This is a genomic window from Cerasicoccus maritimus, from assembly GCA_031296935.1.
GTDB classification, from domain to species: Bacteria; Verrucomicrobiota; Verrucomicrobiia; order Opitutales; family Cerasicoccaceae; genus Cerasicoccus; species Cerasicoccus maritimus.
This window is the reverse complement of the sequence record JAVDPD010000028.1, coordinates 1-16,935: the sequence shown is the minus strand read 5'-3', so window position 1 is coordinate 16,935 and position 16,935 is coordinate 1. Positions and strand designations below refer to the sequence as shown.

General features: G+C 58.1%; 8 protein-coding genes. 7 read left to right on the top strand and 1 reads right to left on the bottom strand.

The features are described from left to right. Nucleotides 1-167: 167 nt before the first annotated feature. The 3 genes from RBB62_RS16020 (at nucleotide 168) to RBB62_RS16010 (ending at nucleotide 12,673) form a co-directional block, all read left to right on the top strand. Nucleotides 168-11,204 (top strand): MBG domain-containing protein, encoded by an 11,037-nt coding sequence (locus RBB62_RS16020; protein WP_309400059.1) that lies wholly within the window; start codon nucleotides 168-170, stop codon nucleotides 11,202-11,204. A 12-nt stretch (nucleotides 11,205-11,216) separates the two neighbouring features. Further along, on the top strand, nucleotides 11,217-11,852 hold the full coding sequence (locus RBB62_RS16015; RefSeq protein ID WP_309400057.1) for a hypothetical protein: 636 nt from the start codon (nucleotides 11,217-11,219) through the stop codon (nucleotides 11,850-11,852). A gap of 149 nt (nucleotides 11,853-12,001) precedes the next feature. Further along, on the top strand, nucleotides 12,002-12,673 hold the full coding sequence (locus RBB62_RS16010) for an anaerobic carbon-monoxide dehydrogenase catalytic subunit (protein ID WP_309400056.1): 672 nt from the start codon (nucleotides 12,002-12,004) through the stop codon (nucleotides 12,671-12,673). 17 nt (nucleotides 12,674-12,690) lie between these two features. Here the strand turns inward: RBB62_RS16010 and RBB62_RS16005 are convergent, their stop codons facing one another. Further along, nucleotides 12,691-13,353 (bottom strand): Crp/Fnr family transcriptional regulator, encoded by a 663-nt coding sequence (locus tag RBB62_RS16005; RefSeq protein ID WP_309400055.1) that lies wholly within the window; start codon nucleotides 13,351-13,353, stop codon nucleotides 12,691-12,693. A 344-nt stretch (nucleotides 13,354-13,697) separates the two neighbouring features. On the opposite strand from RBB62_RS16005, the gene RBB62_RS16000 reads away from it, so the two are divergent. From RBB62_RS16000 to RBB62_RS15985, 4 genes are all read left to right on the top strand, one after another. Continuing rightward, complete coding sequence (locus RBB62_RS16000) at nucleotides 13,698-14,078, top strand: hypothetical protein (protein WP_309400054.1); 381 nt, start codon at nucleotides 13,698-13,700, stop codon at nucleotides 14,076-14,078. A 115-nt stretch (nucleotides 14,079-14,193) separates the two neighbouring features. Then, nucleotides 14,194-14,787 carry an HNH endonuclease gene (locus RBB62_RS15995; RefSeq protein ID WP_309400052.1) on the top strand — a complete coding sequence of 198 codons (594 nt, stop codon included), beginning with the start codon at nucleotides 14,194-14,196 and terminating at the stop codon, nucleotides 14,785-14,787. A 498-nt stretch (nucleotides 14,788-15,285) separates the two neighbouring features. Then, nucleotides 15,286-16,089, top strand: coding sequence for a fumarylacetoacetate hydrolase family protein (locus RBB62_RS15990; RefSeq protein ID WP_309400051.1), 804 nt, complete (start codon nucleotides 15,286-15,288; stop codon nucleotides 16,087-16,089). A 61-nt stretch (nucleotides 16,090-16,150) separates the two neighbouring features. Then, nucleotides 16,151-16,828 carry an HAD family hydrolase gene (locus RBB62_RS15985; RefSeq protein ID WP_309400049.1) on the top strand — a complete coding sequence of 226 codons (678 nt, stop codon included), beginning with the start codon at nucleotides 16,151-16,153 and terminating at the stop codon, nucleotides 16,826-16,828. Nucleotides 16,829-16,935: the final 107 nt, after the last annotated feature.

Genomic DNA, 16,935 nt, shown 5'->3' with positions numbered 1-16,935 from the left:
AAAAGTCACTTTTTCCGCATTGATTCAATCAATTGTTAAAAGTTTTTATGTGCAGGATAATGAGTTGCCTGTCTCAGGTGTTTCCTGTAGTTTGATGATACTGCTTTTTGATTTGTGGGCATTTGGCTGCATCACATGACAAAATTTTAATTTCTACTCAAACTGCCATGAAACACCTTTTCTGCACACCGCTTTGGCGGATTGTCTGCAGCGCCTCGTTGTCGCTGTGGGCCAGTAACGCTGCGTATGCTACGGACGCGACCTGGGTCGGCGGGACGAGTAATTGGAACACCCAAGGCAATTGGTTCGATTTCGTGATTCCGAATAGTTCAGCCTTCGACGTGTATATCGATGGCGGCGCTGCTGGCAATTCCGCCGTGACGTTCAACCTCGGCAGTACGACGCTGAATTCGCTCAACATCAGCTCGGGTGACAGCCTCAATATTACCAACAATCGCACGTTGACGCTGGCCGGGGCGAATCCGGTCGTGGCCTTTCAGAATAACGGTCTGCTTAGCCTGAGCAGCGTGGGCAACACGACTCAGCTTTATTTTCCCAATGCCTCGACGATCAGCGGCAGCGGCAGCATCAGCATGGGCAATAGCGGGGCAAATTATTTAACGTCTAGCAACGTCATTACCAACGGGCCGGGGCACACCATTTACGGGGCTGGAAATCTTTTGAATAATTCTGGTGGCATGATCAACCAGGGCAGCGTCATCGCGACGCGCACGTCTGCCTTAAGCATCGACCCGAGTGCCAGTGGATTTGTGAATCAGGGGGTCCTCTCCGCGACGGGTTCGGGCGGTATGAATCTCTACGCGGCGACCTACACGAATACCGGGCACGTGATTTCCGTGGGGGATGGTTCGCGGATTCGCTTGTACAACAGCACGGTTATCGATGGCGGTGAGCTACAGACGACGGGCTCCGGTGACTTTTTCACATCGGGCAATCCATCTTTTACTAGCGGCATTCGGTTAAATGGGGTCTTGAACGTTTCGAATAACCACGGGGTATATCTCTACGGTGGGTTCGTCAATGACGGCACGGTCAATCTTAGTTCAGTAGGTAATACTACCTTTCTCTCGTTTAGTGGCGGAGACCAGACGCTCTCCGGTACTGGAACAATTTCCATGGGTAACAGCAGCGCCAACTATATTTTTGCGCCCAACGCGGTGCTGACAGTTGGCAGCGGGCAGACCATCATCGGAGCCGGTAATTTGCTCAATAACGGCGGCGGTATCATCAACCAGGGGAGCATCATTGGCAATCGTAGCACTGCGCTCTTCATTGATCCATCTGCGCTGGGTTTTGTGAACGAAGGCACCCTCTTGGCCTCGGGCACAGGGGGAATTTCACTGGCTGCCGGTGTCTATACCAACACCGACCACACGTTCGAAATTGGCAATGGCTCGCTGCTGCGCCTGTATAACAGCACTCACATCATTGATGGGAATATTTTGGCGACGGAGGGCGGTTCTGGCACGATTTCATTGTCGGGCAATCCAACCCTTGAAAATGTCACTCTGGATGCGCCGTTGCCCGTACCGAATAACCGGGGTGTTAATCTCTACACCGATTTTACGAACAACAATACGATCAGCCTGAACTCGGTTGGCAATACGACATTCCTTACGTTCAACTACGAGAACCCGGTCCTCAAGGGAGATGGGCAGGTGGTCATGGGGAACAGCGGTGCCAATTTCATCTTTGCGCCGAACACTGTGTTGACTCTGGCGGACGGCCACATGATCAGTGGCGCTGGTAACTTGCTGAACAACGGTGGCGGATTGATCAACCAAGGGACCATCCTGGCGAATCGCAGTGTCGCTCTGGCCATTGACCCCAACGGTAGCGGTTTCCTCAACGAAGGCCTTTTGCGCACGACTGGGACTGGCGGTCTCCACCTTTACGCCGCAACTTACACGAATACCGACAACACCATCGAAATCGGCGATGAATCTTATCTGCGGCTTTACAACTCTACGGTCATTAATGGTGGCTCAATTGACGCCGAGGGCACGGGGACTATTTCGCTGTCTGGCAATCCCACGTTGAACAGCATCACGCTCAACGTCCCGGTCCCGGTAGGCAACAATCGAGGTGTGAACATCGTTGGTAATTTGACCAACAACGATACGATCAACCTGAACTCGGTTGGAAATGCAACCTACCTGACATTCCTGAGCGCGGACCCGGTCTTACAGGGAACGGGGGAGGTGGTGATGAGCACCAACAGCGCAAACTATCTTTTCGCCAGCGGCCAAACGCTGACGCTCGCAGCCGAGCAGACGGTGCGCGGTGCCGGTAATTTCCTGAACAACGGTGGGGGCATGCTAAATCTCGGCACCATTATCGCCGATCGTAGCACGGCCTTGGCCATCGACCCGGACAGTCGCGGCTTTGTCAATCAGGGCACGATGCGCACCACAGGTTCAGGGGGATTCGCACTCTACGGCGGCTCGTTTGACAACACCGATAACGTGATCGAAATCGGTAGCGGCTCCCGGGTCACGCTATACAACAGCACGAGCTTGGTCGGAGGCGAACTGCTGGCAACGGATGATGGAACGGGCACGGTGAATTTGGGCGGCACGCCCACGCTGACCGACGTTACGCTCTCGGCGAATATGTCGATTGGCAACAACCGTTCGATTAACCTCAGTGGCACGTTCACGAACAACCGAACGATCACCTTGAACTCGGTTGGCAACACCACCTACCTGAATTTCCTCGGTGCGAATCCGGCTCTGAACGGTTCGGGAGAAGTGGTGTTGAGCAATAACAACGCGAACTTTATTTTTGCCAGCTCAGGCATTCTGACCGTTGGTCCTGAGCAAACGATTCGAGGCGCCGGTAACCTGCTCAACAATGGTGGTGCGATGATCAACCAGGGCACGATCATTGCCGACCGCTCCAATCGCCTTTACATCGATCCGAACGCCAGTGGCTTTACCAACGAAGGCCGCTTGCTGGCGACTGGTTCAGGTGGCGTTTATTTTTACGGTGGCCCATTCACGAATGCCGAGGGAGGTGTGATTGGCGGCACGAGCACGGTTAACCTGACCAACGCAACTTTCACGAATAACGGCTCCATTGCGCCGGGAACATCGGCGGGCGCCTTGAGCATTACTGGTAATGTGCCCTTCGCGGCGACCTCATCGCTCGACATCGAAATCGGCGGCGTGACTGCGGGCACGGAATACGACGTCCTCAATGTGTCGGGAAGCATGACGCTGGATGGCAACCTGAATGTCTCACTCATCAACGATTACCTGCCGCCATCGGGCGCCGTCTTCACGATCGCCCAAGCTGGCTCGATCAGCGGTGCGTTTGACAACGTGATCGGTGGCAAAGTGGTGTTCCCGGAAGGCGAGTTCGATGTTACCATCACCAGCACCACGATTGAGCTCTCCAACTTCGCGGCTGCGGTTGACCCGACCAAGCGCGTGGCGGATGTGGTGCTGACCGATCTCGACCAAATTTTTGACGGCAATCCCAAGCCCGTCACCGTGACGACTGATCCCGCTGATCTGACCGTTGCTGTCACTTACAACGGCTCATCGACTCCTCCCACTGCGGTCGGCAGCTATGATGTCTTTGCTGAAATCGTTGACGACAATTACCTGGGCCGCGCCACGGGTCGCTTGAATATCGTGGCTAGCCAGACACTCACCTTTGATCCCATCACGCCCGGACCAACGGCAACGCTTTCAGCGACCGCTTCGAGTGGGCTACCGGTGGTGTTCTCGGCTACGCCGTCGCGTGTGGCAGTCATCGAGGGCAATACGTTGATCGCGCGTCGTGGCGGCGAAGTGGTGGTCACCGCAGCACAGGAAGGCAACGGTGAATTCTTGCCCGTTTCGGAAACGCAAACGCTGCGCTTGCCGCCGATCATTTCCGGGCTCACCACGTCCGGCGCGTTGATCAACGATGGTCGCATTTTCCAAACCGGCGCGCCCTCCGTTGAGCTCGTGGTGCTCGACGACATCGGCATTGCCGACGTGGTTTTCGCCCTCCGCAAATCTGGCGAGGCGAACTTTACGGACTTCGCTACTGATAGTGACGCCGCTGGTGGTTGGGCCGCGACTTTGCCCGTCACGGAAAATGGCGACGGCATTTTCGAGCTGCGCGCCATCGCTACGGCGATGGACGACGTCACCGTGCAAATCGTGCGCACGGTCGAGTTTCAGATACGCCCCGTCATCACCCTTGCGCTCGATAGCGCGGCCTACCTGGAAGGCGACGAAATTACGGGCACGGTATCCATCGATGTCGCGCGCACCGTAGATACGCAGCTTTCGTTCGCCATCTCGCCAACGGGGTTGATCGCAGCGTCTTCGCCGGTTATTATTCCGGCTGGCAGCCTATCTCAGACATTTACGCTCAATCTCTTTCAAGACCACGCAATCGAGCCCGATGAAGTCGTGACGCTGCGCGCGCAGACGTCCACGGCGCAGAGCAACGCCGTGACGATTGACGTGCTCGACGACGACCTCCCGACGATCTCGCTCGCACTTGATAATACAAGCGTTTCCGAAAACGCTGGCGAGAACGCCACCTTCGGCACGGTGACCCGCACGCCGGTCAGCACTTTGCCGCTCACGGTGCAATTGACTTCCAGTGACACGAGTGCCGCGACGGTGCCGACTTCGATTACGATCCCTGCCAACATGTCCAACGCGCGCTTCCCGATCACCGCGATTGACGATGGCGGCTTCGATGGTTCGCAAACAACTTCCATTGGCGCTGCGGTCGTCATCTCTGGCGAGATTGTGGCAACTGCTGATCCGGTCGACCTCATCGTGACGGACGACGAAGAACCGCGTTTGGAACTTGTCGGCCCGGATGCAGGCTTCCTGCCCGAGGGCGGGGAGGGCACGCTGACAATTCGCCGTGCGGCGCCGGACATCAGCGCCGAGCTGGTCGTTACGCTGACCGATGTTGACTCCATCTTTACGCTGCCGCCGACGGCGACCATCCCTGCCGACGCATCCGAAACCACGGTCACGATTACCGCCATTGCTGAGAGTGGCGACCAAGGCGAACGCTTCGGGGAAATCACCGCTACGGCCAGCGGCTTGGCGCCAGCATCGATTGAGCTGTCCGTCACCGACCGCGGCTTGGCCGACCTCCGCGTATCGGGCGGCACGGCCCCCGCTACGGTGTCGACGGGCGAGTTTTTCTCCTTCACCTTTAACCTCGCCAACAGCGGACTTGGCCCGACGGACTTCCCATTCTCGACGCGGGTGTATTTATCGCGCGATGCAATCCTGGATTCCGGTGATGAGCAGATAAAGGAAATCTTCAACAGCTCCCAGATCGGCATTGGCGAGCTGACGCGTTCAGAAACGGTCCGTGCGCCGCAAGAGGCCGGCGTGTTTTACCTGATTCTGAATGTCGACGCCCGCAACGCGCAGGCGGAGCTCTTTGAAGACAACAATGTGTTCTTCTTCCCGCAGCCGATCACGGTTGAGCCGGCCTACACCGCCACAGTTTCCACGGAGACGGTAACGGCGCCCGCAGCGCTGCCGGTCATCTTCACGGGCTCGGCAATGAGCGATGGCGATCCGGTGCCTTTCTCGCTCGTCAATATTCACATCACATCCAATGGCGTGACGCGTATCATTTCGGCGCTCACGGATTCCTTGGGCGACTTCGAGATCACCTGGACGCCGTTGCTCGGCGAATCGGGCTTCTATCAAGTTGGCGCTGCGCATCCGGGTGTGTCGAATGCGCCGGTCCAGGATTCCTTCACTTTACTCAACCTCAGCGATGACGGTTTCCCCGATGGCTTTACGCGCATTGAAGAAGGCACGACGAAGGCTATTACTGGCACGATCGGCAACCCGAATGAGATCGAGTTGACGGGCCTTGAGGTGATGGTCGAAGGCTTCCCGGAGGAGATCACCGCGACGCTGCCAACGATTCCGGAAACGCTGGCCGCTGGTGCAAGTTTGCCGCTGAGCATCGATTTCGCGGTGGACGATGACTACACCGGAAACTTCGAAGGCGCGCTCGTTGTGCAGACCGCCGAAGGCGTGATCATCTATGTGCCGCTGTTGATTCAAGCCTATGCCGAAGAGGCGGTGTTGGTCTTCAGTCCCACCAGTGTGAATGCTGCGGTGCTGCGTGGCGGTCAGCGCGTGATTCCGTTGCGCGTGAGCAACCAGGGGGGCGCGCCGAGTGGCGAGCTGACCGTTTCTCTGCCGCCGCTTCCTTGGCTGAAGCTTTCCACGCCGGCGAAAATTCCGTCTATCGAGCCCGACGGCGTGGCCGAAGTTAACCTGCTGCTCATGCCCGATGATGATGTGGCGCTGACCGAATACAGAGGCACGATGGCGGTTGGCAGCACAACAGTTCGCCCCGCGACGATTCCGTTTAACTTCCGCGTGGTGACGGATGAGCGCGGCGACTTGCTCGTCGACGTGATTGACGAGTTCTATTACTTCTCCGAAGAGCGTCCACGCCCGAAGGTGGAAGATGCGAATGTGGTTGTGGCCGATGCAATCAGCGGCGAAACCATTGCTAGCGGAACGACAGATGAAACTGGCCAAGTGCTCTTATCGAATTTGCGCGGCGGCTATTACACCCTGCGCGTCAACGGACCAAAGCACGCTTCGGAAACGCTTAATGTCTTCCTCGAACCTGGCGAAGAGAACTTCCAGCAGGTGTTCATCACGCGCCAGAGCGTGACGTATAATTTCTCGGTGCGTGAGATAACCATCGAAGACCGTTACCAGATCACGATCGAAACGACGTTTGAAACCAACGTGCCGAAGCCGGTGGTCACGATTGAGCCCGCGGTGTTGGAGCTCGATGATCTCGTGGCGCTTGGCCAAAGCAAGGTTATCAATTACAAGGTCACGAACCACGGCCTGATTGCGGCTGAGGCGGGCGGCATTGATTTCACGGACCATCCGTTCTTCGAGATCACGCCGCTGGTGGATGAGTTTGGCACGATCTCCGCGATGGGTTCTTTGACGGTGCCGGTGACGGTGCGCCGCATTGGTGAGTTTGACGACGAGGGCAACCCGCGCTACCTCGCCGACTTGACCGGCGACACCTTCGCCAAGAAGAAGCCCCGCGCCGATAGCAGCGTGCCCTGTTCGGTGGGCGGCACGTTGCACTATTCCTATGTCTGCGGCCCGATCGATATCGACAAGACGATCTACATCCCCGGAAGCGGTCTCAGCTGCCCGAGCGGCAGTGGTGGCGGCGGCGGCGGCGGTGGTGGCGGCATCGGTGGCGGCGGCGGCGGTGGTGGCGGCGGTGGCTACGGCACTGGCGGCGGTCCGGGCCGACGTTACTTCCCTGCGCCCGATGTGGTTTACAACTTTACGGCGCCCGCCACGCAAAACGAATGTCCCTGCTTCCCGGTCGATGAACTTTGCCTCGGCGGTTCGGCATCGGTCGATTTGAAGGCTGTGGCCAGCTCGTTGTCATCGGCGGTGAGCGGCGTATTGCCGCCCTGGGCCAGCGTGGAAGATGTCGAAATCACCGTTAGCGCCGATGGCGAGCTGTGCATCTGTTGCGACGCGAGTGGCAACCTTGGGCTTAAGGGGAATGGCAGCGCGACGGCGACGGTTTCCGGCTCGATTATCATCGGCTATTCTGGCGGCTTTGAGTTGGAGGAGGGCGATGGCATTGTCGATGGCAGTATCAGCCTGAGTGCCTTGGCCGGTGTAAAAACTGATTTAAGCGGTTCGCTCTCGTTGACGCTGAATAAAGAATGTGGCGGCAAGACTAATGCCTGCATATCGGGCTCCGTTTCAGCAAACCTCTTTGCCGGCTTGCAAGGCGAGGGTGGAGCGAGCTTGACGCTGCTGTCCGAGTCGGGCGTCGAGCAAACGGTGTCCGGCAAAGCTGAAGGCACGATTGGCACCAACGGCACGGCGCAGGCGACTGTTTCCGGTTGCCTCGACGGCACCTTTAAATTTGAAGCCTGCGCCAGTGTGCAGGTCTTGGCAAATGCCTCGGTCACCATCGAAACGCCTGCGGGTGAGGAGACGATCGGCGTCAACGGTGACGGACCCAAACTCGAGATCGGCAGTTGTGCAGGCGGTGATGGCCCCGCCGCAACCGCGCGGTTGGTCAAGATCGCTAAAAACGGCGATGTGGAAATCATTGCCGACGACGTGATCCAGCCTGAGCCGTTTGTTTTAGAAGTGCCGGGTGATCAGTTCCGCGTGCCAGACCAAGACTTGATTGACGAAGTCTTTAATGACGACCTCGACTTTGGCAGCGGCGTTTGCGCGCAGGTCAAGTTGCGCATCAACCAGGACCTGGTCACCACGCGCTCGGCCTTCTTGGCAACGCTCGAACTGGAGAACAACGATGAGATTTCGCTCACCAATGTGCAGGCCGATATTGAGATCCGTGACGCCGAGGGCAATGACGCCAGCGAGCACTTTAACATCAGTGTCACGCGCACGACTGGCGTTGATCTTTCCGGCGGCCCCGGCACGATTGCCAGTGGTTCGGCGGGCACTGTCGAGTGGACGATTATTCCGCGCGACACGGCAGCGCCGGAAAGTGACACGGTTTACACCATCGGCGGCTTGCTCCAGTATGACCAAGAGGGCAACACCATCTCGGTGCCGGTGGAAACAGTCGAAGTCACCGTGATGCCCGATGCCGCGCTTTACCTGGAATACTACCACCAGCGCGACGTGTTCTCCGACGATCCGTTCACCGAAATTATCGAGCCGGCGATTCCGTATCAGCTCGCGGTTGTGGTAGAAAACCGCGGCTTCGGCACGGCGAATTCTTTGTCCATCACCTCGGCGCAACCCGAGATCGTGGACAATGAAAAGGGCCTGCTGATCGACTTCCAGATCATCGCCACGCAGGTGGCGGGCGAAAACCTGTTGCCCTCGCTCAACGCGAACTTCGGCGACATCCTGCCGGGCGAACGCAAAGTCGGCACATGGTTCTTTACCTCGACGCTGCAAGGCCTGTTCCTCGATTACAATGCGACCTTCGAGCACATCACCGGCCTGGGCGATCCTCGCTTGTCGTTGATCAAGGAGGTGACGATTTATGAAATGATCCACGCCATCTACGCTTTGGGCGAACTCGATGACGGCTTGCCGGACTTCCTGACGAACGATGAGGCCGACCCCGAAGATTTGCCCGACACGATTCACTTGAGCGGCGGCGAAGTCTTCCCCGTGGCAGTCGTGCAAGAGGCGACACACCCGGCGGTCACTTCCGAAAATCTCACTGTGCAGCTCGACTTCACGGCGGACGCTGGCTGGACCTACTTGCGCATACCTGATCCGGGCAAAGGCATCTTCCGCCTCGTCAGCGTGATGCGCTCCGATGGTCGTGTGATTCCGCTGGATGACAATGTTTGGGTGACGGACCGCACCTTCCGCGGCCTCGGTCGCCCGCCGATTCGCGAGAATACATTCCACTTGGTCGACGACGACAGCACCGGCATTTACACGCTGGAATACGTTCTGGATGATGGTGACGAAACTGCGCCGACCAGCACGATTGCTGAGCTGCCTGGCACGAGCCCCGAAACCTTCGTGGTCAACTGGAGCAGCGACGATCCCAAAGCACGCTACAACATTTACGTGTCGGAAAATGCCGGCCCCTTCACGCTCTGGCAGGAGCGGGTCGCGGATGAATCCGCAATCTACATGGGCGAGGTTGGCAGCTCCTACGGTTTCTACTCGGTAGCCATCGACAACAGTGGCAACGTCGAAGAGAAGCCCGTCTCCGCAGAGTCAACCACACTGGTTCAAGCTGGAGCAAACCAGCCGCCAGTCTTCACATCTCCTGCTAGCTTTACGCTGGCTGAGGGCGGCACGCTCAATACCTTCCTGCGTGCAACGGACCCCGATGGCGCATCATCGTCGATTCGCTACTCGCTGATTTCCTCGGACCACCCGAACTTCATTTTGAATGAAGCAACCGGTGCGCTGAGTTTCGTGAGTAACGAAGTGGACGGTGGCGAAACGGTCTTACTGACGGTGGCGGCGACGGATACCGGCTTGCCGCAAGAGCAGACGCAGCAGCAGATCAGCATCGCGATTGAAGACAGCAACGCCGCGCCAACGGTCACTGATCCTGGCCTGCTCATGGCGGAAGTTGGCGTGGAGCTGAGCGTCGAGCTGGAAGCAATGGATGCCGACCAGCCTACGCAAACATTGAGCTATGCGCTGCTCGATGGTCCCGATGGCATGGCGGTCGATAGCGAAACGGGCATCCTCACTTGGACCCCTGGCGCGAGCGACGTTGGCGGAACTTTCACTGCTTCGGTTGAAGTTTCCGACGATGGAACGCCGTCTGAAAGCACGGTGCTTGAGCTGACGATTAAAGTCGAAGGCGATCCGATTCCTGTGCTCGTGGTAAGTGGTCCAGATGAGTCGCCTCTCAGCCGTGGCGCTACAGTGGACGTGGGTGGGCTCAACGACACCATAACCCTTATGCTGGAAAACACCGGCACCGGTTCATTGAACATTGCGAACATCGGATTCTCCGGCGGCTTGGCCTCGGCGTTCTCGCTCGATACCGCCAGCACGAACTTGAACCTTGAAAGCGGCCAAAGCACGACGTTCGAGATCACGTTGGTTTCCGGCGGCGGCTTCCTCTTTGCAAACTTGCTGATCGATTCCGATGTGGATGATTTCAACCTGAGCATTGAGGGCTACGTGAATCGTCCGCCAGAGTTCAATCCCATGCGCGTGGCGACGAATTTCGAAACGTCGGTGGATCTCGCAGTGGAGAAAATCCTGGCTCGCGCCTTTGACGCCGATGGCCACGTGATCACGGTGGAGGGCGTCGATGAGGCCTCGGCCGAAGGCGGCACGGTGCAGTTGCTAGGCGGGGTCATCCGCTACACGCCGGGCACCGGTTTCAGTGGCGAGGATAATTTCAACATCACGCTCGTTGATAGCCTCGACGCAACGACGCTGGGGCAGATCCTCATGGAGGTACGACCGGATACGACCTCGGGCACGACGGGCAGCAACGCACCGAGCATCGAGGTGCTCGACGGCGGCGCAATCGCGGTGACCATCTACGGCATCCCTGGTCGCAGCTATACGATCCAGCGCAGCCAACAGCTCGACGGTGGTTGGGGCGATATCGGCAGCATCACCATCGACTCCAATGGCAAGGGAGTCTTCACGGATGAAGCGCCGCCCGGAGGCTCGGTCTTCTATCGCCTGATCCACAACAATCTCTAAACGGTAAGCATCATGGCCTTTTTAACGATCATTCCAGTTGCAGCTCTCGGCGCCTTAACAGCTACCTCGTTTAACGAAACGTTCCTGGTGGGGGAGGAGATTCCCGACAACGATCCAGCCGGGCTGAGTGACACGCAGTTCATCGACGCCTCAGACATCGTTAGCATCGAGACGATCCAGATCGACTTGGAGCTGTCCGGCGGTTGGCTCGGCGATATCTACGGCTATGTGCAGCACGATTCGGGCTTCAGTGTGTTGCTCAATCGGGTAGGGCGCAATGAAGGCTCATTGCTGGGTTCTTCGGCGAGCGCCTTGGACGTGACCTTTACTGTGGACGGTCCAGACATCCATGTGGCCGATGCGCCTTACACGGGAATTTATGGTGTCGATGGTCGCGAAACTGATCCCTCGCTGGTGCTGGATACCGACTCGCAGACGGCCATGCTCTCATCTTTTGTGGGCTTGCCAGCTAGTGGTAACTGGACACTTTTCCTCGCGGATATTGGCCCGGGCGAAATTACGACGGTCGAGAGCTGGTCACTCAGTATCACTGGGGTGCCCGAGCCGATGACCACGGTGAGCCTACTGGGGATTGCCGCGGGCGTGCTGGTCTTGGTGCGCTCGGTTGGGCGCAGAAAAAAGTTTTAGGAAATTTCTCCGTTTGTCAGCCAGCCGACAGACACGGCGCGGGTGAGCTGGTATAATCCTGGGCAGACTTGAGGGGTTGCAGCGAGGAATCGCGGCGGGCTCTCGTTCCATTCACCGAGCCCAAAGCTAGATACCCAGGAGACATTTCCATGAACGAAGAATTAGAACTCGCCGAGCTGACTACGGCGGATGCGTCGCCCCGCCAGTGCAGAGTGTGCCAACAGGAAATTCAATTTGACGCCGCGTGCTGGCAGGCGTGTCGCGAATACAGCGCGGTCTTTTTCAAGTCGCTCCAGTTTGGCCGTGTGCGCGGCATCGTGACGCTGGCCGCATGCCAAGAGTCCGACCCCGCTCAGACCGCGGCTTTGGTCGAGATGACGCAGGAGTTGCTCAAGCGCGACATCCTCGTGGCGGTGTCAGGCTGCACGGCGGAAGCGTTCGATGCGATCGGCATGATGGGCGAGGGCGCTTTTGATTATGCGGGTGAAGGCCTCGCGGAAGTCTGCGACTTTATCGGCATCACGCCAGTCATCCGTATGGGTGGCAGTGTGGACCACGCCGATGTGATGGAGTTTTATTATCTGCTGGCGAAGCACGTTGGCGCGAGCCTGAAGGATTTGCCACTCGCTGCGTTGGCGACGAATGCCGTGCAGGAGAACAACGCGTTGCTCAATCAGCTTCAGGGCATTTATGGCTCCGTCGCGCGTTTGTCAGGTGACGCGATGGCAAGCGCTGATCGATTGGATGAACTCGTTCACGAGAAGCGTCTTTCGCTGGGTTGGTCTGACCGCTACCACTGCAGCATGGAAACTTACTCGTAAGCTTTGCGTTGCAAAGTTCACCAGTCGCCCGGGTTTGCGATGCGGTCGAGTGCGGCGATGTCGGGCACAAGGAAGCGTCCGCGCTCCAGCTTTTGAATCAGGCCTTGGCGTGAGAGATCGTTGATGAGCGTGGACACGGTTTGACGCGTCGAGCCGAGCAGGCCGGCGATTTGCTCCACCGAGAGATCGATTTGCACAATGGCGCCTCCGGCTGGATCGGGGACGCCGTTGCGTTTGCATTCGCTCGTGAGTAGGGTGGCGAGGCGGCTGTTAACGTCTTTAAACACCAGGCCTTCGATGATCTGAAACGACGCGGCGAGCATGCCACCGAGCACGGTGACCATCGACTTCGTAACCTCCGGATCGTCGAGCATCTTTTGGCGGAAGGTGCGCACGTCGGCGGCGAGAACATCGACTGCCTCCAGCGATTGCACGTAGGCGCGCGTGTGCGTGGAATAGATGTCGCCCTTGTTCAATATGCCGAGGTTGAACTCCTTGTCTTCGTAGCCGAGGTAGACGCGCGCGCGGCCTTGGGCGATGATGAAGACCTTGTTGTCGCCTGCGCCCGGTTGGCAGATAAACGCGCCTTTCGCGTAGCTACGCTTGGTCAGCGAGGCGTATAGCTCCGCAAACTCTGGGCGCTGAAGGTGCTCCAGCAAATTCTCTTCTAGAAATCTCATCGTCTCGGCTACTGCTAGCAAAGTCCATTCCCCGGTTTGCAGAGCATTACAGAATTTAGCCGACCTTATTGCGAGTGGAGCAAATTCGTTAGCCTATTGCGCCTGACCTCGAGCCCTCCCTCGTTGTTGCACATTGGGAACCCTCAGGAGGCTACGACTGAGGGTCCGCGACGCCAGGGTAGAGCGGCGCCTAGCATCACTGCGGTGACGATGTCCTAATCGAAGTGCCCTATGGTGCGTCCGTAGGCGCGAAAGTTCATTGGTTTAACTATAGGCGTAGCTTAAAAACTACTTTATGTAATTCAGTCTTGGATGCAAAGGACGGCTTATTTATTCCTGTTGAAATGGAAATAGTCGGCATCCTCGTCACGATCCTTATGGTGCTAGTCGCGCTATGGGCGATCACGCTTTGTTTGCGCATGGGCGCCAGCTGGGCCGGGATTCCGAAACGGGAAAACACCATTGGCCGCGCGCTCATCGCGATGCTGATCAGCTGGTTTGTGCTGGGGCTGCTCGGCGGCGGCGGCACGATCATCCCCGGTCTGGGCAACGTCGTGGGCGTGTTCATCAGCCTCGTGATTAATGGCGCAGTGATCGGCTGGGTGTACGGCGTTACTTTTGGCAAGGGCGTGCAGATCTACGCCTTGGCGCTCGTGGCGCAGATTGTATTATTTGTCGTGGCGATCTTTATTCTGGGCTTGATTGGTTTCAGTATCACGGCATAATACACTGTTTTTGCTGGAAAAATCTGCTTGGAATAACTCCAGGCGGGCCTTCAGCGTTTTTTGAAATATTTGGTTTTGACTTATTCACACCTTGTGAATAACTCATGTGCAGCCCATGTCGGAGAATCTTCCATCGAAGCGAGTGCTGGTCTTGAACCGCCTCTGGCAGCCGGTCAACATTGTTGGCGTTCGGCGTGCATTTTCCTTGCTCATGCAAGAGCATGCGCAAGCGCTCGATACGAGCAACGGCGGTTTCCAAATGCTGGATGCAGCACAGTGGATTGAATTTTCCTTGGCCAATCCGCCCGAGTCGGATTACGACGCCATTCACACCGTGAAGATGCGCATGCGCATTCCCAGCGTCTTGCTGCTGCGCGAATACGACCGCGTGCCCAACAAGGAAGTGAAGTTTAATCGCCGCAACATCTTTGAGCGCGACGATCACACCTGCCAGTATTGTGGCCACCATTTTCAGGAGCGCGAGCTGAACCTCGACCACGTCATTCCACGTGATCAGGGCGGCCGCACGACCTGGGAAAACATCGTCACCTCCTGTATTCGCTGCAACACCCAGAAAGCGAACCGTATGCCTCACCAGGCCGGCATGCGCTTGCTCAAAAAGCCCGCGCGCCCAAAGTGGCAGCCCTTCGTCAGCCTCGCCGAAGAGCAAGACCCCGAGCCCGACTGGCAACACTTCATCGCCAAATAGGCCAGCCTCCGGCTGGACCGGCGGATGCGATGCATCCGGATTGGCGCATTGCGCCAATGGTTATGCGAGCTGATTGAAGTAGCACAGGCGTCTCGCCTGTGTCGTTTCAGTTAGTGAGAAAGGTAACGCAGGCGCGTCCCCGCGCTGCACCCCATGTAGATGCCGTCTAATCGAGCACTCTTAGGTAGCGGCCAGCGTCCCCGCTGGCCATGATTTAGGCCGCAAATAGATGGTTGTCGTTAGGCGTCTTTCGCGGATATGGCTTCGCGCGGACCTATTCCTTCTGATTAGCACGCTTGGCCAGCGGGGACGCTGGCCGCTACCTTTCACCACCTTGGCCACTACCTTTCACCACCTTGGCCGCTACCTTTCAGCACGCAGGCGAGACGCCTGTGCTACGGCCATGCGCGCCGCGTTCGCCTCGGTTAGCAAACCTGATCACGCGGCGCGCCAGAATTAGCGTTGCCAGCGAGCCGCCCGCTGCGCACTTTGGTGGGCATGAAAATCGTTCGCGTGCGCACGGAATCTGGCAGCGTCGTTTACGGCGCGCAACAGGATGGCGAGTCGATCCTCAAGCTGGAGGGCGACATCTTTGGCGACTTTTCGGTCTCAGGCGAGGCGGTCAGCGGAAAGCTGCTGGCACCCATCGAGCCGACGGGCATTCTCTGCATCGGCCTCAACTACCGCGCCCACGCCGCAGAAACGAATTCCAAGCTGCCGGAGCACCCGATCCTGTTCATGAAGGCGCTCAACGCCGTGACCGGCCCGGATGCGCCGGTCGTTCTCCCGCGCCACCTGAACAGCACCAAGGTGGACTACGAGTGCGAGCTCGCGGTGGTGATCGGCAAGGCCGCGAAAAACGTCAGCAAGGCCGACGCGTTGAGTTACGTGCTCGGCTACACTTGCGCAAACGACGTCTCCGCACGCGATTGGCAGAAGCACGGCGGCGGCGGCCAGTGGTGCCGCGGCAAAACCTTTGACACCTTCTGCCCGCTCGGGCCGACGCTGGTGACCACGGACGAGATTCCGAACCCGAATGCGCTGGCGATCTCGACCACGCTCAACGGCGAGCAGATGCAGGGCTCGAACACGGCGGACATGATTTTTGATGTGCCGACGCTGATCGAATTCCTCAGTGGCAGCACCACGCTGCTGCCCGGCACGGTGATCCTCACGGGCACACCGGCGGGCGTCGGCATGGGCCGCGACCCCTATGTGTGGCTCCAGCCGGGCGACACGTGCACTGTCGAAATCGAAGGCATCGGCCAACTGACGAACCCGATCGTCGAGGAGGAGTGTTAAGAGCCCGCAACGAAATTTACCCTGCCTTGCGTTACGGCGTGGGGCTTGCTTATTGAGCCTTATGCGATCCGACATTAAAACGGTTTTCTTCGATTTGGACGGCACGGTGATCGACCACTTCATGTGCATTTACCGCTGCTATAAATACGCGGTGGAGCAGATGAGCCTGCCGCCCGTCACTTACGAAAAGGTCAAGGCGACCGTCGGCGGCTCGGTGCCGGTGACGATGGCGCGGCTGATCGGAGAGGAGCGCGCGCCCGAGGGGGTGAAGCATTTTCGCAAGCATTTTGACGAGATCATGCTCGAGGATTTGGTCGAGCTGCCCGGTGTCGAGTGGCTGTTGCAGGCGCTGAAAGAGCAGGGCGTGCAGTCGGCGGTCTTTACGAACAAGGAGGGCAACGGTGCGCGCGCGATCCTGGCCCACCTCGGCTACGACGCCTATCTCGATGGCATTATCGGCACCGGCGACACGCCCTGGCGTAAGCCTGAGCCCGAGTTTTCACAGTATGCCTTGGAGCAGATGAAGGCCGACCCGGCGACGTCGATCATGGTCGGCGATTCGCCATTCGATGTCCTCGCGGGCAAGGCCGGCGGCATGCGTTCTTACGTGGTCGCCACGGGCAGCCATTCGGTCGAAGAGCTGGAAGCCAATGACCCGCCCGCCGACGGCGTTTACCGCGACATGGTGCATTTCGCCGAAGAATTTCTGGGCCTCTCTGCCGCTGCGAAAACACGCTAGTGTCCCGCGAGTTAAATTCACTTAAGAAAGCGAGTGGTTCATTTTCTCGAAGATGGAATCCGGCGTAGCGGTCCATTGGAATGGTTTTGGGTTTTCGTTGTGCATGT

Coding starts and splice junctions, on each gene's coding strand:
- RBB62_RS15990 (WP_309400051.1), top strand. CDS start 15,286: ATGAAAATCGTTCGCGTGCGCACGGAATCTGGCAGCGTCGTTTACGGC.
- RBB62_RS16020 (WP_309400059.1), top strand. CDS start 168: ATGAAACACCTTTTCTGCACACCGCTTTGGCGGATTGTCTGCAGCGCC.
- RBB62_RS16015 (WP_309400057.1), top strand. CDS start 11,217: ATGGCCTTTTTAACGATCATTCCAGTTGCAGCTCTCGGCGCCTTAACA.
- RBB62_RS16010 (WP_309400056.1), top strand. CDS start 12,002: ATGAACGAAGAATTAGAACTCGCCGAGCTGACTACGGCGGATGCGTCG.
- RBB62_RS16000 (WP_309400054.1), top strand. CDS start 13,698: ATGGAAATAGTCGGCATCCTCGTCACGATCCTTATGGTGCTAGTCGCG.
- RBB62_RS15985 (WP_309400049.1), top strand. CDS start 16,151: ATGCGATCCGACATTAAAACGGTTTTCTTCGATTTGGACGGCACGGTG.
- RBB62_RS15995 (WP_309400052.1), top strand. CDS start 14,194: ATGTCGGAGAATCTTCCATCGAAGCGAGTGCTGGTCTTGAACCGCCTC.
- RBB62_RS16005 (WP_309400055.1), bottom strand. CDS start 13,353: ATGAGATTTCTAGAAGAGAATTTGCTGGAGCACCTTCAGCGCCCAGAG.